General features: G+C 63.4%; 22 protein-coding genes, 1 tRNA gene and 1 pseudogene. 11 read left to right on the top strand and 13 right to left on the bottom strand.

Annotated elements, in window-relative coordinates:
• Positions 1–458: 458 nt before the first annotated feature.
• From JQ580_RS20840 to JQ580_RS20820, 5 genes are all read right to left on the bottom strand, one after another.
• Positions 459–710, bottom strand: a complete 252-nt coding sequence (locus JQ580_RS20840) for an exodeoxyribonuclease VII small subunit (protein WP_212282082.1) — start codon at positions 708–710, stop codon at positions 459–461.
• 73 nt (positions 711–783) lie between these two features.
• Entirely contained in the window at positions 784–1713 is a 930-nt protein-coding gene (locus JQ580_RS20835) for a histone deacetylase family protein (RefSeq protein WP_212282081.1), read from the bottom strand.
• A gap of 133 nt (positions 1714–1846) precedes the next feature.
• A complete protein-coding gene (locus tag JQ580_RS20830) occupies positions 1847–3508 on the bottom strand; it encodes a bifunctional metallophosphatase/5'-nucleotidase (protein ID WP_212282080.1) in 1662 nt (553 codons plus the stop codon).
• Positions 3509–3651: 143 nt separating this feature from the next.
• Positions 3652–4410, bottom strand: coding sequence for an enoyl-CoA hydratase-related protein (locus tag JQ580_RS20825; protein ID WP_212282079.1), 759 nt, complete (start codon positions 4408–4410; stop codon positions 3652–3654).
• A gap of 209 nt (positions 4411–4619) precedes the next feature.
• Complete coding sequence (locus tag JQ580_RS20820; RefSeq protein ID WP_212282078.1) at positions 4620–6398, bottom strand: acyl-CoA dehydrogenase family protein; 1779 nt, start codon at positions 6396–6398, stop codon at positions 4620–4622.
• 251 nt (positions 6399–6649) lie between these two features.
• Between JQ580_RS20820 and JQ580_RS20815 the strand changes: the two genes are divergently transcribed.
• A tRNA-Gln gene (locus JQ580_RS20815) sits at positions 6650–6724 on the top strand.
• A 562-nt stretch (positions 6725–7286) separates the two neighbouring features.
• Here the strand turns inward: JQ580_RS20815 and JQ580_RS20810 are convergent.
• Positions 7287–7664, bottom strand: a complete 378-nt coding sequence (locus JQ580_RS20810) for a response regulator (RefSeq protein ID WP_212282077.1) — start codon at positions 7662–7664, stop codon at positions 7287–7289.
• A 147-nt stretch (positions 7665–7811) separates the two neighbouring features.
• Positions 7812–8444: an RNA polymerase sigma factor gene (locus JQ580_RS20805; RefSeq protein WP_212282076.1), complete on the bottom strand. Its 633-nt coding sequence runs from the start codon at positions 8442–8444 to the stop codon at positions 7812–7814.
• Between the two features lie 244 nt (positions 8445–8688).
• Here JQ580_RS20805 and JQ580_RS20800 point away from each other — a divergent pair, with 244 nt between their 5' ends.
• Positions 8689–9126, top strand: a complete 438-nt coding sequence (locus JQ580_RS20800; protein ID WP_212282075.1) for a hypothetical protein — start codon at positions 8689–8691, stop codon at positions 9124–9126.
• A gap of 25 nt (positions 9127–9151) precedes the next feature.
• Here JQ580_RS20800 and JQ580_RS20795 read toward each other — a convergent pair whose 3' ends face one another.
• From JQ580_RS20795 to JQ580_RS20785, 3 genes are read right to left on the bottom strand one after another with little or no spacing between them, the layout of a single operon-like run.
• The gene (locus JQ580_RS20795; protein ID WP_212282074.1) at positions 9152–9649 is read right to left on the bottom strand and encodes a DUF427 domain-containing protein; all 498 of its coding nucleotides are present in this window, start codon (positions 9647–9649) and stop codon (positions 9152–9154) included.
• Positions 9650–9686: 37 nt separating this feature from the next.
• The gene (locus JQ580_RS20790) at positions 9687–11201 is read right to left on the bottom strand and encodes an alpha/beta hydrolase (RefSeq protein WP_212282073.1); all 1515 of its coding nucleotides are present in this window, start codon (positions 11199–11201) and stop codon (positions 9687–9689) included.
• Complete coding sequence (locus JQ580_RS20785) at positions 11198–12517, bottom strand: DUF3422 family protein (protein ID WP_212282072.1); 1320 nt, start codon at positions 12515–12517, stop codon at positions 11198–11200. The genes JQ580_RS20790 and JQ580_RS20785 overlap by 4 nt, the downstream gene beginning before the upstream one ends.
• A 297-nt stretch (positions 12518–12814) precedes the next feature.
• Here JQ580_RS20785 and hemC point away from each other — a divergent pair, with 297 nt between their 5' ends.
• Genes hemC through JQ580_RS20770 form a run of 3 tightly spaced genes read left to right on the top strand, consistent with a single transcriptional unit; the run spans position 12815 to position 16572 of the window.
• Positions 12815–13786, top strand: a complete 972-nt coding sequence (gene hemC / locus JQ580_RS20780; protein ID WP_283813969.1) for a hydroxymethylbilane synthase — start codon at positions 12815–12817, stop codon at positions 13784–13786.
• A 9-nt stretch (positions 13787–13795) separates the two neighbouring features.
• Positions 13796–14818 (top strand): magnesium chelatase ATPase subunit I, encoded by a 1023-nt coding sequence (gene bchI / locus JQ580_RS20775; protein ID WP_212282070.1) that lies wholly within the window; start codon positions 13796–13798, stop codon positions 14816–14818.
• A complete protein-coding gene (locus JQ580_RS20770) occupies positions 14815–16572 on the top strand; it encodes a magnesium chelatase subunit D (protein WP_212282069.1) in 1758 nt (585 codons plus the stop codon). The genes bchI and JQ580_RS20770 overlap by 4 nt, the downstream gene beginning before the upstream one ends.
• A gap of 110 nt (positions 16573–16682) precedes the next feature.
• Here JQ580_RS20770 and JQ580_RS33905 read toward each other — a convergent pair.
• Positions 16683–16889 (bottom strand): annotated as a pseudogene (locus JQ580_RS33905) (uroporphyrinogen decarboxylase family protein); the annotation flags it as partial.
• 102 nt (positions 16890–16991) lie between these two features.
• On the opposite strand from JQ580_RS33905, the gene JQ580_RS20760 reads away from it, so the two are divergent.
• The 6 genes from JQ580_RS20760 to JQ580_RS20735 are packed head-to-tail and all read left to right on the top strand — an operon-like array spanning position 16992 to position 22630.
• Positions 16992–17948: an alpha/beta fold hydrolase gene (locus JQ580_RS20760; protein ID WP_212282067.1), complete on the top strand. Its 957-nt coding sequence runs from the start codon at positions 16992–16994 to the stop codon at positions 17946–17948.
• Between the two features lie 9 nt (positions 17949–17957).
• Positions 17958–18854 (top strand): alpha/beta fold hydrolase BchO, encoded by an 897-nt coding sequence (bchO, locus tag JQ580_RS20755; protein ID WP_212282066.1) that lies wholly within the window; start codon positions 17958–17960, stop codon positions 18852–18854.
• 56 nt (positions 18855–18910) lie between these two features.
• Positions 18911–20458 carry a phytoene desaturase gene (locus tag JQ580_RS20750; protein WP_212282065.1) on the top strand — a complete coding sequence of 516 codons (1548 nt, stop codon included), beginning with the start codon at positions 18911–18913 and terminating at the stop codon, positions 20456–20458.
• Complete coding sequence (locus tag JQ580_RS20745) at positions 20455–21513, top strand: phytoene/squalene synthase family protein (RefSeq protein WP_212282064.1); 1059 nt, start codon at positions 20455–20457, stop codon at positions 21511–21513. Before JQ580_RS20750 ends, JQ580_RS20745 begins: the two co-directional genes overlap by 4 nt.
• A gap of 10 nt (positions 21514–21523) precedes the next feature.
• Positions 21524–22426: an oxygen-dependent coproporphyrinogen oxidase gene (gene hemF / locus JQ580_RS20740; RefSeq protein WP_212282063.1), complete on the top strand. Its 903-nt coding sequence runs from the start codon at positions 21524–21526 to the stop codon at positions 22424–22426.
• Positions 22427–22483: 57 nt separating this feature from the next.
• On the top strand, positions 22484–22630 hold the full coding sequence (locus JQ580_RS20735) for a hypothetical protein (protein ID WP_212282062.1): 147 nt from the start codon (positions 22484–22486) through the stop codon (positions 22628–22630).
• Here the strand turns inward: JQ580_RS20735 and JQ580_RS20730 are convergent.
• Both JQ580_RS20730 and crtD read right to left on the bottom strand, forming a co-directional pair.
• Positions 22622–23500 (bottom strand): hydratase, encoded by an 879-nt coding sequence (locus JQ580_RS20730; protein ID WP_249134322.1) that lies wholly within the window; start codon positions 23498–23500, stop codon positions 22622–22624. The genes JQ580_RS20735 and JQ580_RS20730 overlap by 9 nt on opposite strands.
• A complete protein-coding gene (gene crtD / locus JQ580_RS20725) occupies positions 23497–25032 on the bottom strand; it encodes a 1-hydroxycarotenoid 3,4-desaturase CrtD (protein ID WP_212282061.1) in 1536 nt (511 codons plus the stop codon). The genes JQ580_RS20730 and crtD overlap by 4 nt, the downstream gene beginning before the upstream one ends.
• Positions 25033–25050 lie beyond the last annotated feature (18 nt).

Below are 25050 nucleotides of genomic sequence, written 5' to 3'. Positions count from 1 at the left end.
TTCAGTCTCTGTGATCCCTGTCACTTAGATCGGCTTCGTCCGTCCCAGCCAATTTCATTAGCAGTTTGAAGCGCTTGTCGTCGGAATTTTATGCCCACGCAAGGCTTGCAAAAAGCCACACTCCGCGCAGCTTTACACCAAAGCTTGGGCCAAAGCCAACCCGCAGGACCGATTAGGGGTATGCAGATGCAACCAGCGGGCCAAGGTGGTTAACCTTGGCTGGGGCCCGGGGGTTCCAGCCGTGCCAGGTTCCTCGGCGGGTTTTTTGCCTGATTTGAGGTTTTCTGGGTCCTCGGGGACCGATCTCCTGCAACGAATGACGCTGATCCGGCTCCACGGAACCGCGCTCCTCATCGGACGGCGCCGTGCGATCGTGAAATTGGTGAGGGCAGCCAGTCGCTTGTGATGAGGTTTGGCGAGCCCTGCCAGGAGAGTGAGAGGAAAGATCCCGGGTTTCCTTACTGCACGTCCAGCGGCGCGGTGCCGGTAGCCTGGCCGCTGGCATCGGTGGTGATCTTGTCGACGCGCGCCTCGGCCTGGCGCAGCAATTCCTCGCAGCGGCGCTTCAGCGCTTCGCCACGCTCGTAAATCGTGACGGATTCCTCGAGCGGCACCTTGCCGTCTTCGAGTCGCTTCACAATCGTTTCGAGTTCCTCGATCGCGCGCTCGAAGGTGAGTTTGGCGACGTCGACTTGAGTATTTTCGGCCATATCCGTTTCCGATTGCCCGATTCGCCTTCAACACGAGAAAACAAAGTTTTGCGGGCGTAATGTGGCGGGTGCGTCAGGCGCCCATCAGGGCGCCGACATGCGCCGTAACAGATTCTTTCAGTCCTTGCAGGTCATAGCCGCCCTCGAGCACCGAAACAACGCGGCCGCCCGCGGTCTTGTCGGCGAGATCCATCAGCTTGCGCGTCACCCAGGCATAATCCTCCGCGCGCAAATTCAGCGAGGCCAGCGGATCGCGATAATGCGCATCGAAGCCGGCCGAGATGATGAGTAGCTCCGGGCTGAATTTTTCGAGTTGCGGCAGGATCAGATTCTCGAACGCCGAGCGGAATTCCGGCCCGCCATCCTCGGAGGCGAGCGGCGCATTGACGATGGTGTCGTGGTCGCCGCGCTCGCCCGTCGCGCCGGTGCCAGGAAACAGCGGCATCTGGTGCGTAGAGCAGTACATTACGGTCGGGTCCGACCAGAAAATGTCCTGCGTGCCGTTGCCGTGATGCACGTCGAAATCGACGATGGCCGCGCGCTTGATGCCGTATTTGCGCTGCGCATGACGCGCGGCGATGGCGACATTGTCGAAGAAGCAGAAGCCCATCGGCTTGCCGATCTCGGCGTGATGGCCGGGCGGGCGCACCGCGACGAAGGCATTGCGATGCTCGCCGGCCATCACCGCTTCGGTTGCGGCCACCGCGCCGCCGACGCCGCGCATCACCGCTTCCCAGGTGCCCGGCGACATCGAGGTGTCGCCGTCAATGTAGACGAGGCCGCTGCTCGGCGCGATGTGGCGCAGCTCGGTGACGTAGTGCTCGTTGTGGCAGAGCGTGACAATATCGAGATCGCCCTCCGGCGCCTGGTCGCGCACCAGAAACTGGAAGCGCTCATGCGACAGCGCCTCTTCCACCGCACGGAGGCGATCCGGCCTTTCAGGGTGTCCCGGCGGCGTGACATGGTCGAGGCAGGCCTTGTGGGAAAGGAGAAGCGTGCTCATCAGGTCGGCCTCATGGATGCGGGCTTTCGACGTCGCTTGGCGCATCCGGCGCCAAAACGCAATGCAAAACCCAATCTATGCGCTCGAACGGGAATGGCAAAGGGTTGTCCCGTTCCGGCCCGTTTGATCCGGATCAATTCACGCGCAGGATTCGGCTCAGCGGCAGCGGGCCGATTGGTCCATGCGCCCGGAAGAACGCGAACAGCGCGTCCGCGTCGTAGCCGCCATATTGCGGCGCCGTGCCTTGTTTGGCGACGGTAAAACCATCGCCGCCGACCGCGAGGTAATCGTTGAGGGTGACACGATAGCCGCTGGCCTGCTCGATCGGCCTGCCGTTGAGCATCATCTTGTCGGCCATCACGCGCTCGCCGAATGGCTTCGACGCATCCCAGGCATAGCTGAATCCGATCGAGACCTGGAGGATGCGCGGTCGCTTCGGGTCGAGCCATTGCTGCTCGAGCATGTCCTTCAGTTGGCTGCCCGTCAGCGTCACCGTCACGAGGCGGTTGCGGAACGGCTGGCTGGCGAAGACATCGCCGAAGGTGATCGCGCCGTTCTCCTTCGGGACGATATCGGTGCGGATACCGCCGGGATTGGTGAGCGCGATGACAGCGCTGCCATCCTGGGGCGCCCGGGTCGCGGCAAGCTGCGCGTCCGCGATGACGTCGCCGAGCGCACTTTCGCCGGCCTCGTTCGGCACGCGCGACAGCGTCTGCGTCACCGATCCGGCCGGCCGGTTGGCGATCGGCGCCGACAGCCTGTCATAGGCCTCGATCAACGCGGTCTGCTCGGCGTCCTTCGCCAGCGAGGCATTGGCGACGATGACGTTCTCGGCTTTGGCGCTGATGATGTCGCGGGTGACAGGATCGAGCCTGAGGTCGATCGCGGTGACCAGCGTGCCGTATTTGTCGCCACTGGTGACGAGCCGCCCGTCGATGTCGCAGACATAGGCGCGGTGGGTATGGCCGCTGACGACGACGTCCACGGCGCGGTCGAATTTCTTGACGATGTCGACGATCGGCCCGGTGATGGCAGGGCATTCGTTGTAGTCCCCGGCGGGCTCGCCGCCCTGGTGGATCAGCACCACGATCGCCTCGACGCCGCGCGCCTTCAGCTGCGGCACAAGCGCGTTCACGGTCGCGGCTTCGTCCCGGAATTCGAGCCCGTGGATGCCCGACGGCGAGACGATGCCTGCGGTCTCTTTCAAGGTCAGCCCGATGAAGGCGACTGGGATGCCGTCGAAGTCCCGGATCTCGTAGGGTGGCAGCACGGTGTTGCCCGTTGTGGTCTCAACGGTGGACGCGGCCAGATAACGGAATTTGGCGCCCGTGAACGGATGCGGCCCCTGGCAGCCGTCGACCGGATGGCAGCCGCCGTTCTGCATCCTGAGCAACTCGGTCTTGCCCTCGTCGAATTCGTGATTGCCGACCGAACTGATCGCAAGCCCCATCAGGGAAAGCGCTTCCACCGAAGGCTCGTCGTGAAACATCGCCGACAGGAACGGGCTCGCCCCGATCAGATCGCCGGCCGCGACCAAGATCGTGTTCTTGTGTCCCTCGCGCAGTTGCTTGACCAGCGTCGCCATGTATTCGGCGCCGCCGGCCGCAACCATCACTTTCCTGGTTCTGTCCTCGGGATCGGCGATGCGAATGCCGCCCGGCGGCGGCCGCAGATTGCCGTGAAAATCGTTGATGGCAAGGACGCGTAGCTCGACCGGCGCGGCGGTCTGGGCCGAGGCGGGGAGAGCGGCAACGAGGGCGAGGGCGGCGAGGATGGATCGTAAGGCATATCGCATAGAACCAGATTAGTCGCTCCGCGCGAAGATTTCACGAAGTTCTCGCCGTCATTCCGGGACGCGAGTAGCGTCGAGCCCACAATCGATTGACGGCAGTTGGTGGAGAAAGGAATTCCGGGTTCGCGCTTCGCACGCCCCGAAGGCTACCGCTTCTTCCGGCTTGCGAACGCGTTGAATGCTGCCACAGCTTCGTCCGACTTCAGCCGCTCGCCGAACAGATGGCCTTCCTGGTCGATGCGGCGGGTGAGGTCTTCGGCCGGCGCGCGCAGCAATTTGCGGGAGGTTGCGACCGCCTCGGCCGGCAGCCGGCAGATCTCGCGCGCCACCTTGCGCGCCTCGACCTCGGTATGTCCCGGCGATACCACGGTGTTGACGAAGCCTGCCGCGTGCGCCTCGGCTGCGGAGAACGTCCGCCCCATCACCAGCATCGCGAAGGCGCGCTGATAGCCCATCGTGTTCGGCATCAGGAGGCTGGCGGCGCCGACCGGCACCAGCCCGAGATGGATGTAGCGCGCTGAGAAGGTCGCAGCGTTCGAGGCCAACACGTAGTCGCAGTGAAACAGCATCACGGTGCCCATGCCGATCGAGGCGCCGTCCACGGCGGCGATGATGGGCTTGACGTTGAGGGCGAGCGAATAAAGAAACTTGGCGCCCTCCGACAGCGTCTCGGGACGCGCGGTGTCGGCGTGCATGAAATCGTCGATGTCGTCGCCCGCGGTGAATACGCCGGAGCCGCCGGTGATGATCATGCAGCGGATATCGGGGTTGTTCTGCGCGGTGTCGATCGCGCGGCTCATCTCCCGATACATGTCCTGGGTGATGGCGTTCTTCTTGCCCGGGCGGCGCAAGTTGATCACGCGCGTTCCGCGCTCCTCGGTGAGAACGATGTTGCCGCTCGACATGAGAACCCCCTGCGCTCGCCGCGACACTTGCCGCTCGCGAGCCTTGCAAGCCTCAGCCTACATCATCCCGCAAGCGTGCCAATGCGCTCGGTCAAGCTTTCTGGAGCGGATTTCCACAAGGCGGCACATGGCGGCGCCACGGGGTTTGCATTGCAGCAATGAGCTGCAAGTCCAAAAGCCTAAATCTTCCGGTTGTGGTGAGCCGCTGCTTAACCCAGCAGAACCGCATCGGCTGTCGCGACCGACTCCGCGCTTTCCGTCACGGTGCGCTCGAGCGCGCCGGCCTGGACGCTGATGTTCTCGGCAAAGAAGCGCGCGAGTGCGACGTAGCGCGCGGCGTCCGTGTTGCCGTCGGCCTTGGCGGCGAGCGCCTCCGAGGCGAGCAGGCAGCCGCCGAGCGTGGAACCGAATTGCTGCAAATACGGTGTCGCACCTGCAAGCGCCTCGTTCGGCGCGGACGTCACGCGCTCCAGCAGCCACTTGCTGGTACGCGTCAAGGCCTCCAGCGCTTCGCGCAGCTTGACGCCCGTGGTGCCGAAAGCCGGATCGTTGGAGGCTTCGACTTTCTTGACCGTCGCCGCCAGTTCGTCGAGCAGCGCCCACACCGACGCGCCGCCATTGGCCGCGAGCTTGCGCGTGACGAGGTCGATCGCCTGGATGCCGTTGGTGCCTTCGTAAATCGCGGTGATGCGGGCATCGCGATAATGCTGGGCCGCACCGGTCTCCTCGATGAAGCCCATGCCGCCGTGCACCTGCACGCCGAGATAGGCGACCTCGTTGCCGATGTCGGTGGAATAGCCCTTGGCCATCGGAGTCAGCAGCGCCGCGCGCGCTGCGGCATCGGCCCTGACTTTCGGATCCTTGGCGCGCGTCGAGACGTCGAGTGCGACAGCGGTCGCATAGCAGATGGTGCGCGCAGCCGCAGTCTGCGCCCGCATCCGCATCAGCATGCGTTTGACGTCGGGGTGCACGAAGATCGCATCCGATCCGTCGCCTTTCTTGCCGACGGCGCGGCCCTGCTTGCGCTCCTGCGCAAAGGACAAGGCCTGCTGAAAGGCGCGATCGGCGACACCGACGCCCTCAAGGCCCACGCCGAGGCGGGCCTGGTTCATCATCGTGAACATGCAGCGCATGCCCTGGTTCTCTTCGCCGATCAAAAAGCCGATGGCGCCGCCATGGTCGCCCATGGTCATGGTGCAGGTGGGAGAGGCATGCATGCCGAGCTTGTGCTCGACGCCCGAGGCGAAGATGTCGTTGCGCTGTCCGAGCGAGCCGTCTGCATTGACCATGAACTTCGGCACGAGGAACAGCGAGATGCCCTTGGTGCCGGCGGGCGCGTCCGGAAGGCGCGCCAGCACGAAGTGCACGATGTTGTCGGTCATGTCGTGCTCGCCATAGGTGATGAAGATCTTCGTCCCCTTGATGCGATAGGTGCCGTCGGCTTGCTTCTCGGCGCGGGTGCGCAGCGCGCCGACATCGGAGCCGGCCTGCGGCTCGGTCAGCTGCATCGTGCCCGTCCACTCGCCGGAGACGAGCTTCTCGAGATAGATCTTCTTCAGCGCGTCGCTGCCATGCGCGTCCAGCGCCTCGATCGCCGAAGCCGTCAGCAGCGGGCAGAGGCCGAAAGCGACGTTCGCGGCGCTCCAGATCTCGGTGCAGGCGGCGTTGATCGCGATCGGCAGGCCCTGGCCGCCGAAATCTTCCGGGCCCGAGACCGCGTTCCATCCGCCCTCGATCCAGCGCTTGTAGGCGTCCGGCCAGCCCGGCGCGGTCGTGACCTTGCCGTCGTCGAGCTTGATGCCGTGCTCGTCGCCGACCTTATTGAGCGGAGCCAGCACGTCGGTTGCGAACTTGCCGGCTTCCTCCAGCACGGCTGCGGCAATGTCGGCGTCGAAATCGCCGTAATGACCGGCCTCCATGGCGGCCTTGAGGCCGGCGCCGTGGTTGAGCGACAGCAGCATGTCAGAGATCGGCGCGCGGTAGGTCATGGCTCACTCCCGTGGACGGATATCGGCGCCGTATTCCCATGAAATGGCCGAGGTCTCAATGGGCGGAAGGATGCCTCGCCGCAGGGCCTGTCATCCCAAGCGCGGCTCGATAAAGGGCGTGGCGCGGCCGATCCCGGGCACCGGCGGTATTTTGCCGCTCCAGGCGGTTGAAATGCCGCGCTGCTCCCTATAGACCGGCTGCGACCGGAGGGAATCTGCGGCGGTCGGCCGTCGCCATCCCGTCCGGGCGTTGGGGCGTAGCCAAGCGGTAAGGCAGCGGATTTTGATTCCGCCATTCGGAGGTTCGATCCCTCCCGCCCCAGCCAGGGAGCATTTAACCCCTTGAAATCGTGCAGTTCGCCAATCTCGGCTGGGCGGTTGCGTCGCGTCACGCGCCTGTATCACAGGAGTTTTGCGGGCGCGCGGTTCAGCACGTCTTCAGGCGCCGTGCGACTGAAGACGTGCCGGCGGCTTCTCAAGAAAATAGGGGAGAACTTGGGACCGATTGCGATTGGCCTAAGAGCACGGGACCTTTCAAAGGCGCGCACCATCGCGGCTCATTTGGCCGGAGCGAGTGATGGCATCTTGCGTCAGCAGTAGCGAAGAGACGTGCCGTCGCCTGTTCAAATTCGGACGATGCCGGAGTCGTTCGCGTGCACCCATTTGACCAAGCTCGATCATCTCGCCGTGTTGGCCTCGAGCGATCCCATGGCCAGATTGCTCTGCGAGTTCTCTTTTTCGTCTCGCCGGCATTCTTTCGGCACCGGCGACGACTATGGGAGGCCACACGGCGAACAAGCGAAATGTGCGTACGGCAAAAACGTGTGGTCTGGATGTCGTCGCCCGGTCCGGTCGCGAGAATTTGCCGTTGCGTCTCTTGTGCCTGACCTACGCCGCGGGCGTCCCGCTGTTGAGAAGATTGGCGAGGGCGGTGAGAAGCTGTGCCGGTGCAAACGGCTTGGGAAGCATGACGCTGTTTGGAACGCCCTTGGAGGTCCAGTCCGCGGCTGCGGCCCCGCTCGTATAGACGATAGGAAATTCCGGATGGATCTCCCTGGCGTGCTGGGCGACGTCCCAGCCGTTCATCTTGCCTTTCAGGTCGATGTCGGTGACCAGCGCTCGGTATTGGCCGTTGTCGGCTTTCAGCAAAGTCACAGCCTCTTCTCCAAACGACGCGACGACCGACTCGAAGCCGCCGTCGTGCAATGCGTCCGCGACGAAACTCTGGAGCAACTCCTCGTCTTCGACAACGAGGATGATAGGCATTTTAATTTCCGGCACGACGAAATTCCCGCTGCAGCAGCCCGAGACGCAAGTTACAAAGTGAACATAAGTTCCCGGCGGGCAGCACGATCAGTTCAAATTATCGTTCAAGGTCTCGGAGAGCCGATGCGCGATTCTCCCGATCATGCGCTAATGGCCGAGAGAGGACGACCGCATCCCGTGATGGCCCGGCGGCATCGCTCCGATCTGCGCCCGCACATGCATGAGTGCGCGACGCAGCCATGTCCTGATGGTGTTGGCGGGGACGCCATATTGCTCGGCCAACCGATGCCGGCTTTCACCGTGGAGATAGGCCGCGATCACCAGATGACGCCGTGTCGGCTCGAGCGTTTGCAAGGCGGACAACATGCTCTGCTGAAGCCTTGCGGTGTCGCTTTCGTTCTCCCTGCGCTCCATGCTCTCGAGCGCCGTGGGAGTGTCGGCCGGAAAGTCCAGCAAGGCCGACTGGTCGCGAAAGATTTCGCGCGATGGCCTTCGCACGGCATCGATCGCGAGATTCCTGGCGATCGTTATCATCCACATCATGGGCGAGCCCAGAGCCGGACGATACGCCGGGGCGTTCAGCCAGATGCGAACATAGGCCTCCTGCGCGATGTCTTCGGCGAGATGCCGGCGCCTGACGACCAGGAGCACGGTGGAGAACAGCTTGCGCCGCGTGGCCGCGTGCAGCTTTTCGAAGGCCAGCTCGTCGCCCCCCGCCATGCGCAGCAACAGCTCATCCAGCTTCGCCGGATCGGATCGTTGGGTGCGGAGGCCACTCATCCTTGGCGCCATGTCATCCCTCGGGGCTGCCGGCAATTCCGTCCGACAAAGCTCTCCGATGTTGGCCCGACTGTCAATTGTAGTTTACATTTCGATCTGACAATCCACGTTGAATCCTGCACGATTCAAGATATTTCTCATTTCCTCAATGGCTTGGGTCAGTGAAGGTCTGTGGCTTCTCATCCCTTAGGAACCAAGTTTAGTCGCTCCCATTGTCATCTCAATCATACAATGGAGGCTTCTCATGCAAGGCGACAACCCTATCAGCTGGCTGATGTTCTTCACCCTCGCGGCCACGACGTTCATCATTGCCGGCGCATTCATCTACTTTCTTCGCTCCCGCACCAACCGCGAAATCGCGGCGAACGCGCTTGAAGGCAACGGAAGCAGCCGCGGCTTGGCGCCGAGCGGAGCCGGACCCGAACTCATTGGGTTCGCCGTCCTCGCGCTCGCAGTGATGGGCCTGCTCACGGTTGGCTACAACGGCAAATCCCGCCTCGAAACCGCTCAGGCAACCACGCCGGTCGGTGGTGCAACGACAGGCATGGCGCAGCCGGCTGGCACGCCCGATCAGCCCAAGCTCTATCAGCCGATCAATCCCGCGCCTGACACCCGTGCTGCCCCGACCTCATCGGATACCGGGACAGGGCCCGCCAACGGTTCGACCGGCCAGCCGAAGTAGTGATGACCAGCAGGAGACTCGTGTTCTACCATCCGCGAGTCCCTGCGCCGCCCTTGAACGGCCCAACGATGCGTGAGGTGATCCAGCCGCCGTAGAAGTCGCCTTCTTGGGGCTGCACGCGTTCGTCGTCCACCCAGCATTCATCGACGCGCGAGGCATAGAACGCCAGATGCCCCGCGATAGCGGAGAACGTCGGCGACGGCGATGGATAGCTCCAGGCGGCGCGATCCGACATCCGGCCATCGACACTCAGCGACCAGTATTGTGCGTCCCCCTTGAATTCGCACCACGAGCTGCCCGGCGAATTTAGCAGATATTGTCGCGCGATATCATCGGGCGGAATGTAGTAAACCGGCGGATGACTGGTCTCGAGGATCCGATAGCCCGCCGTCGTGTCGGCAATCGTGTGTGCGTTGAAGATGACGCGCAGCCGCGCACCGATCTTCTCCAGACGCGGCGGACGCGGATAATCCCAGACGGACTCCTGCCCGGGCAAGGGTTCGATGCGCTTGGGTAGCCACATATCTCATCACTCCAGCAGCAAATCGTGGGAGGAAAAATCATCGCACGATCATCGGAAAGGTCACGGCGATCGCCCATGCGAACAGCGTTCCGTTGGCGAGTGCGCCCGGTAGCGGATGCCGCGTCGCCGCATAGCTCCAGCGGCTGATCAGCCCAAAGGCCAGGAACAGCAGCAGGATGGCCGGCACAATGATCACGAGGAAGAACAGCTTCATCGGATTGAGCGCTACGGCAATCGCAAGCGAGAGTATGAAACAGAATTTGGTGAGGGCGTAGGCGCCGCTGCGGGACTCGCTGCCGCTCGTCAGCCACTCATCGGCGATGAAGTAGGGCAGCGTCCCGCAGGCGATTGCGGCGATCAGAGGCAGACGCGCCGGGATCGGCAGGAACGAGAACACATAGGCGTCGATCGCAAGACCGAAGGCCAGGATGTTGTAGGCGGACACTGCAATTGCTGCGATCGCGACGCGTTTCCAAGCAAAAGTCGTCGCGGCGGCCAGCGGTTGAGGCTTGCGCAAGTAGACCAAGAATGTGGTCGTCAGCGCGCCATAGAGCAGAAAATGTAATGTCAGATAATCGCCGAGCAGGATCGGCAGAAAGTCAGTCGGCATCTTCCACAGCAACAGCGGGGTTGCGATCGCCGGCAGGAGAGCGGCCGTCATCAGCGCCTTCCAGCCCAGGCTTGCGCCGGCCAAACCCGGGCTCGCCGCAGGCAACATTGTGGACAGCGGCCAGGCCAGTGCGACGATGCCGGCAAACACCAGCGCCAGCCAGCGGCCCCGGCTGTCGACCTCTGCCTGCGGTCGGTCGCCGAAGGCCGCATTCATCCAGCGTACTGTCTCAATCAGGCTGTCATGGCTGTAGAGCACGCCGATGTGTTCGACGCCGCGCGCCAGCACGAGCTTGCGGGCGGTACCGTCGGAAAATCGCCCGTAAGTCTCGCCGGGACTGGCCGTGCCGCCGGCGGTGAGATTGACGATGCGGAGGCCTTCGTTCCTGAGCATCGCAGGCTCCAGCGCACCGACGATGACGAGCAGATTGCGCGGATTGGCCGGTGTCACCACGGGCGAAAACACCGAGACCGCGACGGTCGCTTCGACATCCGGGTGCGCTTGCGCGTACCGCACCACGATGTCGGACGCCATGGAATGTCCGAGCACCGCGAGCCGGCCGTCACTCCCGGGCAGCTTGCGTGCCGACGCCGCGACGTCGGTCAATTCCTCCAGCAAGGCGGCAGTGATGGTCAGGCCCTCGTTGATATCGCCATGCATCGGGACCGAGTTGCGGCCATGGCCGAGGAAATCAAAGGTCACGGCGACATACCCGTTGCGCGCAAGCGTTTCGGCGAACGGCTGCATCAACTGCTGCGAACCGGCAAAGCCGTGCGCGATCACGACGACCGGCGCTGGAGCGGCGGATTTCGGCCTGAAGATCGTCACCGGCGTTTCGCCGATGACGGTTCGCGTGACGTTCAGTTCCCGGCTTCCGTCATGCAGTTCAAACAGCCCGAGCAGGATCGCAACGGTCGCGAGTAATCCGACGAGCAGCTTCATCGGTCTTCGCCGGCCATGTGCCTTCTACGGATAGTTCGCACCGTCCACCAGATCGCAAGGCCGGCAACCGGCACGAAGGCTGCTGTCGCGACATTGGGCTCGACATGAAGAGCGCCGCTGTCATGTGCCGCTTTGGCGATGTATCCGAACAGGCTTACCACGTAATAGGTGATCGCCGCGACCGAAAGGCCCTCCACTGTGGCCTGCAGCCGCAGTTGCAGCCGCGTCCGCGCATTCATCGACTTCAGAAGCTCTTGATTCTGCTGCTCCAGCTCGACATCGACGCGGGTGCGCAACAGGTTTGCGGCGCGTGCGAGCTTCAACGAAAGGCTGGATTGGCGTGCCTCAGTGGTGACGCATGTGCGCAGAGCCGGCTTCATCCGGCGTGCCAGAAACGACGACCACGTCGGGAGTCCACCGACCTTGCGTTCCCCGATGGTCTGCAAGCGTTGCTCGACGATCTCCTCGTAGGCACGGCTGGCGCCAAAGCGAAACACGCTCGCGGCCGCCCCGGCTTCGACCTCGGCAGCCAGGGCAGTCAGCTCATCGAGCAGCTTGTGGTTGGCGGCGAGGTCACCGGCTTGGCGCATCTGGTCGGTGACTTCGACGAGGCGGCGCTCTGCGGCTGCGATCGATGGCGACAGCCGTTGCGTTTCCGGCAGGCCGAGCAAGGCGAGCGTGCGATAAGTCTCGAGCTCGATCACCCGCCGGACCAGCGCTCCGGCGCGTTCGGACGACATCTTGCGGTTGGCAACGAGGATGCGGACAAAGCCCGAAGGGCCAGGCTGGAAATCTGTCGCGTAGAGCGCGGCACCGTCCGAGTTCTCGGCAACCGCCAGACTGGCGTTGTCGAACAACCGTTCCGGCGCAGTTCGTGGCAGATCCTCCGCCAGAAGATGCAGGTCGACGGCCACCAGCAGCGGGCCGGGCTGCGGCACCAGCCGCATCGGTCCCGCTAGCGAGGCCACATCCGGATGGAACGGCGCGGCCGCGGGATCGGCTGGCATTTCCCAGGTGTAGGTGGTGAATTCGGAGTGCTGCTCCCAGCGCAGCACGGTGGTGCCGAACGGGGCGCGATGATGCTTTTCGGCGGGCGATGGCGATTGCAGCCCGCGCGACGTGCAGAATGCGGTAAGGTTGACGCGGTCGACCTGTGCGCGTGGTCCCGACGTGTCGAAGGCAAAATGCACAACGCGCGATGGCACTGCAATAGGGGTGAAGGGGCGAGCATGAACCTCGCCGAGCACGGCTGAACGCAGCGGATGAGGTGTCAGCCGCGCCGTTTCGCCGTCACCTATCAGGACATCCGCGCTCATCGCGATCTCGAACTCCGGTGGCCAGTTGCTTCCAAGGGGCGCAGCGATATGAGTAACACCCCGTCGGGCCAAGCAGAAGTCGGAAGAAGTTCGGAGCACGCCAGCAAAAATAAATTTGGCGCGGTGTGAAACGCCGGATGATTGGCTCGTATATTCGCTGCAGAGCTTTGTCTTGAAATCGGCGTGTGCACCGCAAGCTGACCTTGATTTGCATTCCGGAAACGGCTGGCCTTAATCTCTGCCCGCGCCGCGGAGAGTCGTGCGGTTGCGGATGGGAGCGCGGTGGTGGCAGTCGCGATGCGGATAGGTACGCGCAAGAGCGTCATGGCATTGGCCCAGACCGAGGATATTGCGCAGCGCTTGTCCGGGGTGGCGCCCGAATTGGGCATCGAGATCGTCAGGTTCGAGACCACGGGCGATAGCGATCAGACCAGCAAGCTGTTGGTCCATGGCGGCAAGGGCGGTGCATTCGTCGCTGCCATCCGCGCCGCGGTCACATCGGGCCGGCTTCATGCAGCAATGCATTCGCTCAAGGACATGCCCGGCAATGAGGATACGCCCGGGCTCGTAATCGCCGCGACGCTGCCGCGCGATCCGCCGACCGATGCGCTCGTGCTGCGATCCGGCGTCTTTCTCGAGGACATCAGGCGCTCGCGCGGCAAGGGTTACCGGATCGGCACCAACGCGGTGCGGCGCGCCGCCTATGCACGGCGGCTGTTCCCTGACATCGAGGTGATACACTTTCGCGGCGCGGCCGATACCCGAGTTCGCAAGCTGGACAATCGGGACATGCAACGCCTGCCCGGTGGCGGAGAGGCGGGGCCGGCGGACGCTTTGATCATGGCCCGGTCCGGGCTCGAACGGATCGGTCTCGGCCATCGCATCGCTTGCGAGCTTGCGCCTTCGCAGGTTTTACCCGCGGTAGGGCAGGGTATCGTCGCGGTCGAGTGCGCGGTCAACGATTGGCGGACGCGGCAATATCTCGCGCTGATCGACGATCCGGCGGCACATCTAAGTTGCGACGCGGAACGAGAGGTTTTGTGGATCCTGAACGGTCACTGCAACTCGCCCATCGCAGGATATTCGACGATCGACGGTTCGCAGATGACGCTCACGGCTTCGGTGCTGGATGAAGCGGGCAGGGAATTTATCGAAGTGACCCGCTCGGGACCCGCAAGTCGACCGCGCGAGCTCGGTCGCGCGGTCGGGTTGGAACTGCTTCACAAGGGGGCGGCCGATATCATTGCGCCTACGCGGCCGCTGCCATGAAAGGATAGCATGGCAACAACATTTCCATTCTCCGCGATTGTCGGCCAGGACGAGATGAAGCTCGCGCTGCTGATTGCCGCGGTCGATCCCAAGGTCGGCGGCGTGCTGGCCTTTGGCGATCGCGGCTCCGGCAAGTCCACTGCGGTCCGCGCGCTTGCGGCGTTGCTGCCGAAGATGAAGGTCGTTGCCGCTTGCCGCTATAATTGCGATCCGGATCGGCCGGCGGAGTTTTGCGAGGATTGCCGCATTCGCGCAACCAAAGGCAGGCTGAAATCCGCGCAAGTGCCTGTTCCGGTCGTCGATCTGCCGCTCGGCGCAACCGAGGATCGCGTTGTCGGGGCGCTCGATCTGGAACGCGCACTTGCGCGCGGAGAGAAGGCGTTCGAGCCGGGATTGCTGGCCCGCGCGCATCGTGGATTTCTGTATATCGACGAAGCCAATCTGCTGGAGGATCATCTGGTCGATCTTCTGCTCGATGTTGCCGCGTCCGGCGAAAATGTCGTGGAGCGCGAAGGCCTGAGCATACGCCATCCGGCGCGGTTCGTGCTGGTCGGGACGGGAAACCCCGAGGAAGGCGAGTTGCGCCCGCAATTGCTGGATCGCTTCGGCATGTCGGTGGAGGTGAAGACACCCGACAATCTCGCGGACCGGATCGAGGTCGTGCGGCGCCGGGACGCCTTTGAAAGCGATAGCGAAGCCTTCGTCGCCAATTGGGCCAAGGACGAGGTCAAGCTTCGCAAGAAGATCATCGGGGCGCGGGAGAAACTTTCCTCAGTCTCGGTGCCCGATGTGACGCTCGAGCGCGCCGCCAAGCTCTGCATGGCGCTCGGCACCGACGGCTTGCGTGGCGAGCTGACCTTGATGCGCGCCGCACGAGCGCTCGCGGCACTCGAAGGCGCAAAGACCGTGACTGACGATCATCTGCGCCGGATCGCGCCTTCCGCTTTGCGTCATCGCTTGCGGCGCAATCCGCTCGATGATGCGGGCTCCTCGGTACGCGTCGACCGTGCGATATCAGAGGTCCTGGGATGACCGGCGCTGCCATCTGGTCCGATGCGGTGACGGCGTTGCAATTATTCGCCGTGGATCCGTCGGGAACCGGTGGCGTGTTGTTGAGATCACGCTCCGGACCGGTGCGGGATCGTTGGCTGGCCATGCTCCGTACGGCGTTGCCGCCATCCTGCAACGTGAAGCATCTGCCGCTCAACATCGCCGACGGCCGGCTTCTCGGTGGCCTCGATCTCAACGCGACGCTACTGGCTGGAAGGCCGGTTGCGGAACGCGGGCTGCTCGCAGAGGCGGATGGCGGTGTCCTCATTCTGGCGATGGCGGAGCGGCTGTCCGCAGCAACGACGGTCCATGTCACGGCCGCGATGGACGCCGGGGAGACCATCGTCGAGCGCGACGGCCTGTCGCTTCGGATGCCTGCGCGTTTCGGTGTGGTCGCCCTCGACGAAGGCGCTGACGATGAATTCACGTCGGCGTCTCTGCGCGATCGCCTGGCGGTCCACCTCGATCTCAACGCGATCGGCGTCCGTGACGCCGAGGAATTCGCGCTTGATACCAGGGAAATTTCGGCCGCACGCGCGAAGCTGCCAACCCTCAAGGCGGACGGTGCCCAGGTCGAGGCCCTCTGTACCGCGGCCACGGCGCTCGGGATCACCTCCTTGCGCGCGCCATTGCTGGCGCTGCGTATCGCCTGCGCCGCCGCCGCGCTCGCGGGTCATTCCAAAGTCGATCAGGGAGACCTTGCCTTGGCCGCGCGGTTGGTGCTGGCTCCCCGTGCCCTGGTGTTGCCGCCCGCAGATGAGGCGGCCCAGCCGGGGCAGCCACCACCGCCAATAGAAGATGAAGCTGACGAGTCCGGTGGCGAAGATCAAACCCCTGACATCGATCGCGCGCTTGACGAAATCATTCTGGCCGCGGCGCAGGCCGCAATCCCTCCGGACGTGCTTGCAGCCCTTCGTGCGGGATCTGCGCGACGATCGCGCAGTCGTTCCTCCGGCAAGGCCGGCGCATTGCAGAAATCCAACAAGCGTGGGCGTCCGGCCGGCGTGCTGAGCGGGGAATTGCGTGCCGGTGCCAAGCTCAGCGTGATCGAAACCTTGCGCGCGGCGGCACCATGGCAACCTCTACGGCGGCGTGAGATGACCGGAGCGGGCGCGCGATCGCTACCCCGGATTTTGATCCGTAAGGATGATTTCCGCATCTTGCGGTTCAGGCAGCGCACAGAAACGGTCACGATTTTCCTTGTCGATGCGTCCGGTTCCGCAGCATTGCATCGGCTGGCGGAGGCCAAGGGTGCGGTCGAGTTGCTTCTGGCGGATTGCTACATCCGGCGAGACCAGGTCGCGCTGATTTCGTTTCGCGGCAGTGCTGCGGAGTTGCTGCTGCCGCCGACCCGTTCGTTGGCGCGCGCTAAACGTGCTCTCGCAGGATTGCCGGGCGGCGGCGGGACACCGCTGGCTGCGGGGCTCGATGCGGCTTTCGTGTTGGCGGATTTGGTCCGCCGCAAGGGACAGACGCCGACCGTGATCGTCCTGACCGACGGCCGGGCCAACATTGCGCGCGATGGCGGGCAGGGGCGTCCGCGTGCCGAGGACGACGCGATGAGCGCGGCGCGGCAGTTGCGCGGGGCCGGTGTCGACATTGTTCTTGTCGATACGTCGCCGCGTCCGGGCATTTCAGGCGAAGCCATCGCCAAGGAGATGGGCGCACGCTATCTGCCGCTGCCGCACGCCGACGCCGCAACTTTGTCAAAAGCAGTGCTTGCCAGCGTCGGCTAAAACGATCCCTTGCAGGTCCGCACCCGCTTCCAATGTTCGACATGTGCGATCGGGGTCTGCGGTTGGATGCGTGGCCGAGATTGAAGATCAATTGGCCGCTTCCGAAATTTGCGGCGGATCGGCTGCAGCGTCACCTCGGCGGCGAGATCAGGCGTGAAGCAGAGATCGAGACAGCCGCCGGCTCTGGCGCGAACATAGCGGTATTTGGTCAAGTAACGGCTGGCCGGGCGCATCATCCAGAGCGGCGGAACTGGCTGCCGCCGGCCGGACAGCACTTCGGGGAAGAATTGGCGGGCGCAGCCCGTGTCAAGCGCCATTTCCGTTGCTGGTCGACAACTATGATTGTCAGTCCTGATCCACTGCTGTTACGGTCTTGGCCACGGCGAGATGCGATCGGGTTCGAAAAAGGGAGACTTTGAATGAGCGCAGCCGCCCGGGCAATAAATGCCGACGCGTCGCGTCGCGCGGAATTGCCCGCCCCGGTCTCCGGCCAGCGCCACGAGATCGGTAGTCCGGTCGGAAGGTTGACCTACTATTCGGCCGGTCCCGAACTTCCCGGCAATTTCCCGCCGCTGCTGTTGGTTCACAGCATCAATGCCGCGGCCTCAGCCTATGAAGTTAGACCCCTCTACGAACACTATCGCCGAAGCCGGACAGTCTACGCATTGGAGCTTCCCGGTTTCGGGCATTCCGAGCGAGGCAGGCGCGAATACACCGTGCGCATGATGACCGACGCCATTCTGATCGCAACGCGCGAAATCCAGAACGATCACGGCCGCGGTCCGATTGACGCATTGGCGGTGTCGCTGTCGTCGGAGTTTCTCGCCCGAGCCGTGAGCGAGATGCCGCTGGCGTTTCGCAGCTTGGCCCTGGTCAGCCCCACCGGCTTCACGAGCCTCGACAAGGCTACCAAATGGCGGGAAGGCACGCGAGGCAAGCGGTGGCTGCACGGGCTATTCGAGGTTCGCCTGTGGAGCGAAGGTTTTTTCCGGCTGCTGAGCAGCCGCCGCATCATTCGCTACTTCCTGAACAAGACCTGGGGCTCGACCAACATCGACGAGGGCTTGCTGGAATATGATTACCTGACCACACACCAACCGGGCGCACAGCACGCTCCGTACTATTTCGTCTCCGGGTTTCTGTTCAGCAAGGACATGCCCCGAATCTACAACTCGCTGACATTGCCGGTCTGGATGAGCCATGGCGTTCGCGGCGATTTCGTCGACTATGCCAACAAGACGCAAGTCGAGGGCCGTGCCAACTGGACCATTCGCGTGTTCTCGACCGGCGCGATGCCGCACTTCGAAGCCAAAGCCGAATTCATTGAGGCTTACGACGCGTTCCTCGCCGGCGTGCCGTCGGCATTGCCCGCGTAAGACACTGCCGTGTCCGGTCTCGTCTGGAGCCGCGATGGTACGGACTGGCCCAATCGGCATGCGAGTCTGTTCGTCGAAGCGGCCGGCATCCGCTGGCATGTGCAGCGAATGGGCGAGGGGCCATCGCTGCTCTTAATCCACGGCACCGGCGCCGCAACGCATTCCTGGCGCGGAGTGTTGCCGCTACTGGCCCAGCATTTCTCGGTGGTCGCGCTGGACTTGCCCGGACACGGATTTACGCAGACCCCGCCGTCACATCGCCTGTCGCTGCCCGGCATGGCCGCCGACATCGGAGCGCTGCTGCGCAAGCTGGAGGTCAGCCCGGAGATCGCGGTCGGTCATTCGGCAGGAGCAGCGATATCGGCTCGCATGTGTCTCGCCGGCCGCATGGCGCCGCGCCTGCTGATCGCCCTCAATGGCGCCTTTATGCCTTACGGCGGCATTGCCAATCATCTGTTCTCGCCATTAGCAAACCTGCTGGTGATGAATTCGTTGGTGCCACGAATGTTCGCCTGGCAGGCGTCTCATGCCGGCGCGGTCGAGCGCTTGATCGCCAATACCGGTTCGACAATCGATCAGCAGGGGATTGAGCTCTACCGCAAGCTGGTGCGGAATCCAGCGCATGTCGCGGCCGCGCTGCGGATGATGGCAAACTGGAAACTCGAGCCGCTGCTGCACGATCTGCCGCGGCTGACGACAGCGTTGGTCCTGGTGGCAGCCACCCATGATCGCTCGATATCGCCGGAGGTCGCACGACAGGTTCGCGAGATTCTTCCAGTTGCCGAGATCGAGCGACTGTCCGGTCTAGGTCATCTCGCGCACGAAGAAGAGCCGCGACGAATTGCAGAACTCATCTTGAAATACGCGCGTGTCTGCGCTGCCGAGCAAGCGGCGCAGGAAATGTAAGTCGGAATATACACTTTCCGGCTAGGCAACTGTCAATAAATAATTACAGTGGCCTCATGCTGGATTCAATCTCCGTCCGCCCAACGCCGCAACCTTCATCGCATCTGCAGCCGCATGCGGTGGTGATCGGCAGCGGCTTCGGCGGATTGGCAGCTGCGATCCGGCTCGGCGCAAAAGGCTATCGTGTCACCGTTCTTGAGAAACTCGATGCCCCCGGCGGCCGCGCCTATGTCTACACTCAGGACGGCTTCACCTTCGATGCCGGGCCGACCATCGTCACCGCGCCGTTTCTGTTCGAGGAACTGTGGAAGCTGTGCGGACGAAAGATGTCGGACGACGTGACGCTGGTGCCGGTCTCGCCGTTTTACCGGATCCGCTTTCAGGACGGTTCGCATTTCGACTATTCCGGCGATCCCGCCGCGATGCGCCGCGAGATCGCGCGATTCTCGCCTGGCGACGTCGACGGCTACGACGAGTACATGAGAGCCAGCGAGGAGATCTTCAAGGTCGGGTTCGAGAGGCTTGGTGACGTACCGTTCAGGAAATGGACGGATATGGCGAAGATCGCGCCTGAGATGCTGCGGCTGTCGAGCTATCGCAGTGTCTACTCGCTGGTTTCGAAATTCTTCCGGGACACTCGCCTGCGCGTCGTCTTCAGTTTTCATCCGCTGTTGATCGGTGGTAATCCTCTCACCGCGAGTTCGATTTACTGCCTGATCGCATTTCTGGAGCGGCGCTGGGGCGTGCATTTTGCGCTTGGCGGCACCGGGCGGCTGGTCGATGGGCTGGTCAAGTTGATCGAGGGGCAGGGCGGCAGGCTCCGCTGCAACCATGAGGTCCGCGAGATTGTCGTGAACAACGGCGTTGCGCGGGGCGTACGGTTGGCTTCGGGCGAGACCATTGCTGCCGATGTCGTCGTGTCCAACGCGGATTCCGCGTGGACGTATCGGCATCTGGTGCCTGCGTCGGCGCGGTCACGCTGGACTGACAGGCGCATCGAGCGAGCGCGTTATTCAATGAGCCTGTTCGTTTGGTATTTCGGCACACGTCGCAGATACGAGGGAGTGCCGCACCACACGATCCTGCTGGGCCCGCGCTACAAGCGATTGTTGACGGATATCTTCGATCGCAAGGTTCTGGCCGACGATTTCAGCCTGTATCTGCATCGCCCGACCGCGACCGACACTTCCCTCGCACCTGACGGCTGCGATGCGTTCTACGTGCTTTCGCCTGTCCCGCATCTGCAAAGTGGTACCGACTGGAGCTTGATAGCCGAAGAGTATCGCCAGGCGATTGCAGGCGAGCTCTCGAGGACTGTACTGCCCGGTCTTCAGAATGAGATCGTCAGCTCGCGGATGCTGACGCCGCAGGATTTCCAGGATCGGCTATCCTCGTTTCGTGGTGCAGCCTTCGGGCTGGAACCGATCCTCACGCAAAGCGCCTGGTTTCGCCCGCACAACAAGAGCGAAGATATCGAAAAGTTGTATCTGGTGGGCGCCGGTACGCATCCCGGCGCGGGCCTGCCCGGCGTGCTCTCGTCGGCGCGTGTTCTGGATGCCCTGGTGCCCGATGCCTCACATCTTGCAAGCCTGGTGACCGCATGACGACACGGCTCGATCCCATCGACATGGCTGCCTGCCGTGACCTGCTCAAAGGCGGTTCGCGGACCTTCAATGCGGCCTCGAAGGTGCTGCCGCGCCGGGTCGCTGATCCAGCCATTGCGCTCTATGCATTCTGTCGCTTGGCTGATGATGCCGTCGATCTCGGCAAAGACCGCGCCGCGGCAGTGGCGCGGCTGCGGGACCGGCTCGATCGCGCCTATCGAGAGCAGCCGATGGACCTCGCTGCTGATCGCCTGTTCGCCGATGTCGTCACGAAGTTCTGCATACCGCGCGAGCTGCCTGAAGCGCTGCTCGAAGGACTGGCGTGGGACGCAGAGGTCCGCCGCTATGAGACGTTGCAGGATCTCACTGCCTACGCAGCACGGGTTGCAGGCGCCGTCGGGGCGATGATGACGCTGGTGATGGGGCAGCGCGCGCCGGAGATCGTTGCGCGTGCCTGCGATCTCGGCGTTGCGATGCAGTTCACTAACATTGCCCGCGATGTCGGCGAAGATGCTCGCGCCGGCCGGCTCTATCTGCCGCAGTCGTGGCTGCGCGAGGCGGGGATCGACCCGGACATTTGGCTGCCGAATCCTTGCTTCACGCCTGATGTCGCGGCCATCGTGCAGCGGTTGCTCGATGCGGCCGATGTGTTCTATTCGCGCGCGACGCACGGCATCGCTAGTCTGCCGATCGGCTGCCGCCCCGGCATTTACGCCGCTCGCGCGCTCTATGCCGAAATCGGCCGCGAGCTAGAGCGGAGCGGGCTCGATTCCGTGTCGAGGCGTGCAGTCGTTTCGTCCCCACGCAAGCTCGCGGTTCTGGCGCGAACGCTGCTCTTGCCGCAAATGGAATGGGCGCCGGCGAGAGGGCTTGACGTCAGAACCGCCGATATTGAAGAGACCCGTTTCCTGGTGGACGCCGTGGCGGCAACGCCGCTACGCGCAAATGCCAGGCCGCGGTGGCGGCCGGTCGAGGACCGTGTGGTCTGGGTAATCGACCTGTTCGAACGCCTGGAACGCCGGGATCAGCTGCAGCGTTCGGGGTCGTTCCGGTAAGGCAAGGCAGATGCACGGGACCGACGCCATCAGGGACAACAACGACGGTCTCGCCGAACGGCGGCGTGCCGAAGCGAAAGTCTGGTTCGAATCGCTGCGCGACAGGATCTGCGCCGAGGTCGAGGTATTGGAGCGCGAAGCGCCGGCCGACCTGTTTCCGGGGGAGCCCGCCACCTTCACCTACAAGCCGTGGCAGCGCGCGACCGGCAGCGGCGGCGGTACCGGTGGTTTCCTCAGCGGTGGCAGGCTGTTCGAGAAGATCGGTATTCACACCTCGTCGGCCAACGGCACGCTTACCCCAGAGATGGCCAAAACGCTGCCGGGCGACGGCATTCAGCTCGACTACGTCTCCACCAGCATCAGCCTGATCATGCATCCGCGCAGTCCGCGGGTTCCGACGGTACACATGAATACACGTTTTCTGTCGACCGCAAAGGGGTGGTTCGGCGGCGGTGCGGATCTCACGCCGATGCTGGCGGAGCAGAGAAACCCGGATGCGCCTGATGCCGTGACGTTCCACGCAGCGATGAAGCAGGCCTGCGACGCTCATGATCCCGATTATTACGGCAAGTTCAAACCCTGGGCCGATACCTATTTCTTCCTGCCGCACCGCGGCGAGGCGCGCGGCGTCGGCGGCATCTTCTACGATCATCTCGACACTGGTGACTTCGAGAAGGATTTTGCATTCACGCGCGAAGTCGGACTTGCTTTGTTGGATGTCTATCCACGGATCGTGCGCCGGCGGATGATGGAACCGTGGACCGAGGCGGAGCGAGCGCAGCAGCTGGCCTGCCGTGGACTTTATGTCGAGTTCAATCTGCTCTACGACCGAGGCACCATGTTTGGCCTTCAGACCGGAGGCAACATCGAGACTATCCTGAGCTCCATGCCGCCATTGGTGAGCTGGGTTTAGCTTTCGGCTGAATTCTGTACGAAACGGTAGCTGCGGAGAGTTGCGCGGGGCGACATCATGGACAGCTATCTTGGTTTCATCGAGTTCTTCGTGGTGCTCATGTTCGCGGCGGCCTGGAGTATCCTCGAACTGGTGTGCCGGAGGCTCGACAGACAGAAGGAAGCCGAACGCGCGAAGCAGCAAAAGCCAACCGCGTCACCTTGACCAATTCGACCTCCGCACCCGCGGCATGCGAAATGGCAGCATGGCCTGGACGATCGGCATCTTGAAGCGATCGAGCGACAGGCTCTCGTGCATCAGCGTCACGGGCTCTCCGAGCATGCTCGCCGACACGACCGAGCGGGCATAGAACGGCGCATCTTCGAGGGTCTTGACGATCTTGGCAGCACTGTCGCTGCGCACGCTGCGGACGACGCGCCAGCCGGAACGCCTCAGGTCCATCGTTGGCGGCGGCTCGAAAGCCTGCATCCGTCCGTCACGATCGAACATCATCGCGAGGTCGACCCGGCTGCCGTCACGGCGCTCTGCTTCGTATAGGATCACCGTGCCGTCCTGCATCGCTCCGCGCGACCATTGCCAGTCGGCAAAACCCTGCTCCAGCGGCGCGTCGCCGTGGTTCATGTCGAAATAGCCGTCACCCTGCCAGTTAAGGCGGGGATGATCGAACCGCACCTGGACGCGCGCGCATGGCGCTATCGGCCACCACTGATGATTGCCGCTCTGATTGAGCGAGAAGGCCTGCTGCGTGATCGCGGTGGGTACCAGTCGGATGGTACCGCGCAGGCGTCCGGGAATCGGAACGGCAATTTCATCCACATCGATGCTTAGCGATCTGCCGTCCCAGGACAAATGGCTCGGACCGACCGTGAATGTGTCCGTCGTGCGGTTGACTGCGTCGCGTGATCGCTCCGTCATCGCCCAGCGATTGCCGCCGCTGCGATATACCGCGACATTGACGGCGCAATGATTGAGCGGATCGGCCGGTCCCTTGCGCCGCGCAAATGCGTAATAGGGTGAAAACACGCTGCCGATGAAAGCGATGATGGTGATGCCGTTCTGCCCGTCGTCGCTCAGCGCGTCGACATACCACCACGCATAGCCGTTTGCCGGAACGACCCGCGAGAACTCAGGTCCGCGAGCAGGCTGGCTGCTGCCGACCGTCCCGACAAGGCCGCCATCGGCACGCCCGGACCCGGATGCGTGCTCCCTCCCGCCAGGTACAGCCCCGGTATTTTCGTTCGTGCTCCCGGACGCTGGAAAGAGGCCGTCCATCCGTGCGAACTGCGGCCGTATAATGCGCCGCCGGTGGCCGGAAACATTCGGTTGAAATCCGCCGGCGTCGTCGCTTGCATCGCATCCGCTTGCGGCTGGAGTCGCAGGCCGCGTCGCTCCAGCATGCCAAATGTCCGCTGCGCGCATTGTGCCACCTCCATTGCATCGTAGGCATGCCGGTCGCCATTTGCGGGCGCGTTGACCAGCACCAGAAATCGCTCGGGACCGACCGGCGGGATGTCATCGTCGCGATCCTGGGCGCAGACATACACGGTCGGCTCGCGCGGGAGCCGGTCATGCGCGAAAATGTCGTCGAACTCGGCTGCATAATCGCCCGAGAAAAAGACGTTGTGCCGTTGCAGCGGAAAGCCATCCGCCTTTGCGACGGCGCTCCATGTCATGGCGGACAACGAACGGGCGCGGAGCGGGATCGCGGCTGCGGCGCGACGGACAGGATCTCCAAACATTCCATCCGCGAAGGCGCCGACATCAGTATTCATGATCACGGCGTCCGCAGCAATACGCTCGCCGCTTGCAAGCCTGACGCCACCGACGTGGCCGCCGGAGATCAGAACTTCGCTGACGTCCTCACCGTAGCGGATCGTCGCGCCAAAGGACCTTGCGCAATCGGCCAGCGCTTTGGCGAGTGCATGCATGCCGCCGTCGATGCTCCAGACGCCTTCGCGCTCGACATGCGCAACCAGCATCAGCGTTGCGGGCGCCAGATACGGCGACGATCCGCAATAGGTCGCGTACCGTCCAAACAATTGCCGCAGCCTTAGATCGACGAAATACTTTCCGAGCGCCGACCACATCGACGAAAACGGTTTGATCTGCGGCAATCGCATAAGCCCGCGAAGGCCGTCGGCGCCGATCAGTCCGCCCATGCTCGGCTGGGGAGCACGCAGGAACGGCTTCTCGAGAATCTCGTAGATGCGTTGGCTGTCCCGGCAAAAGGCACGATAGCCATCCGCTTCCACCGCGCCGGCAAAATCCCCGATTGCGTCGACTGTGCGCTCCTGATCGGCAAACAAGTCGAGCCGGGCATTCTCGTCCCACGCGTGTCTGGCGAGAATATCCAGCGGGCTCAAGCTGATGTGGTCCGCAAAATTCCGGTCGGCAGCCGCGAACAGTTCGTCGAACACCCAGCGCATCGTGAAGACGGTCGGACCGCTGTCAATCATCGAGGCGCCAACCGCGATCTGCCGCATCTTGCCGCCCGGCGCGGCGGCTCGTTCCAGGACAGTCACGTCGAGGCCGCGTGCTGCGAGCGCGAAGGCGGAGACCAGCCCGGCGACACCGCTGCCGACAACGACAACACAATCTCTGGGCATCTTGCACCGGCTCCGGCT

It is taken from the genome of Bradyrhizobium sp. SZCCT0148 (genome assembly GCF_018129985.1).
GTDB lineage: Bacteria > Pseudomonadota > Alphaproteobacteria > Rhizobiales > Xanthobacteraceae > Bradyrhizobium > Bradyrhizobium japonicum_H.
The sequence above is the reverse complement of the archived record's forward strand: the minus strand, read 5'-3'. Positions and strand labels throughout refer to the sequence as shown.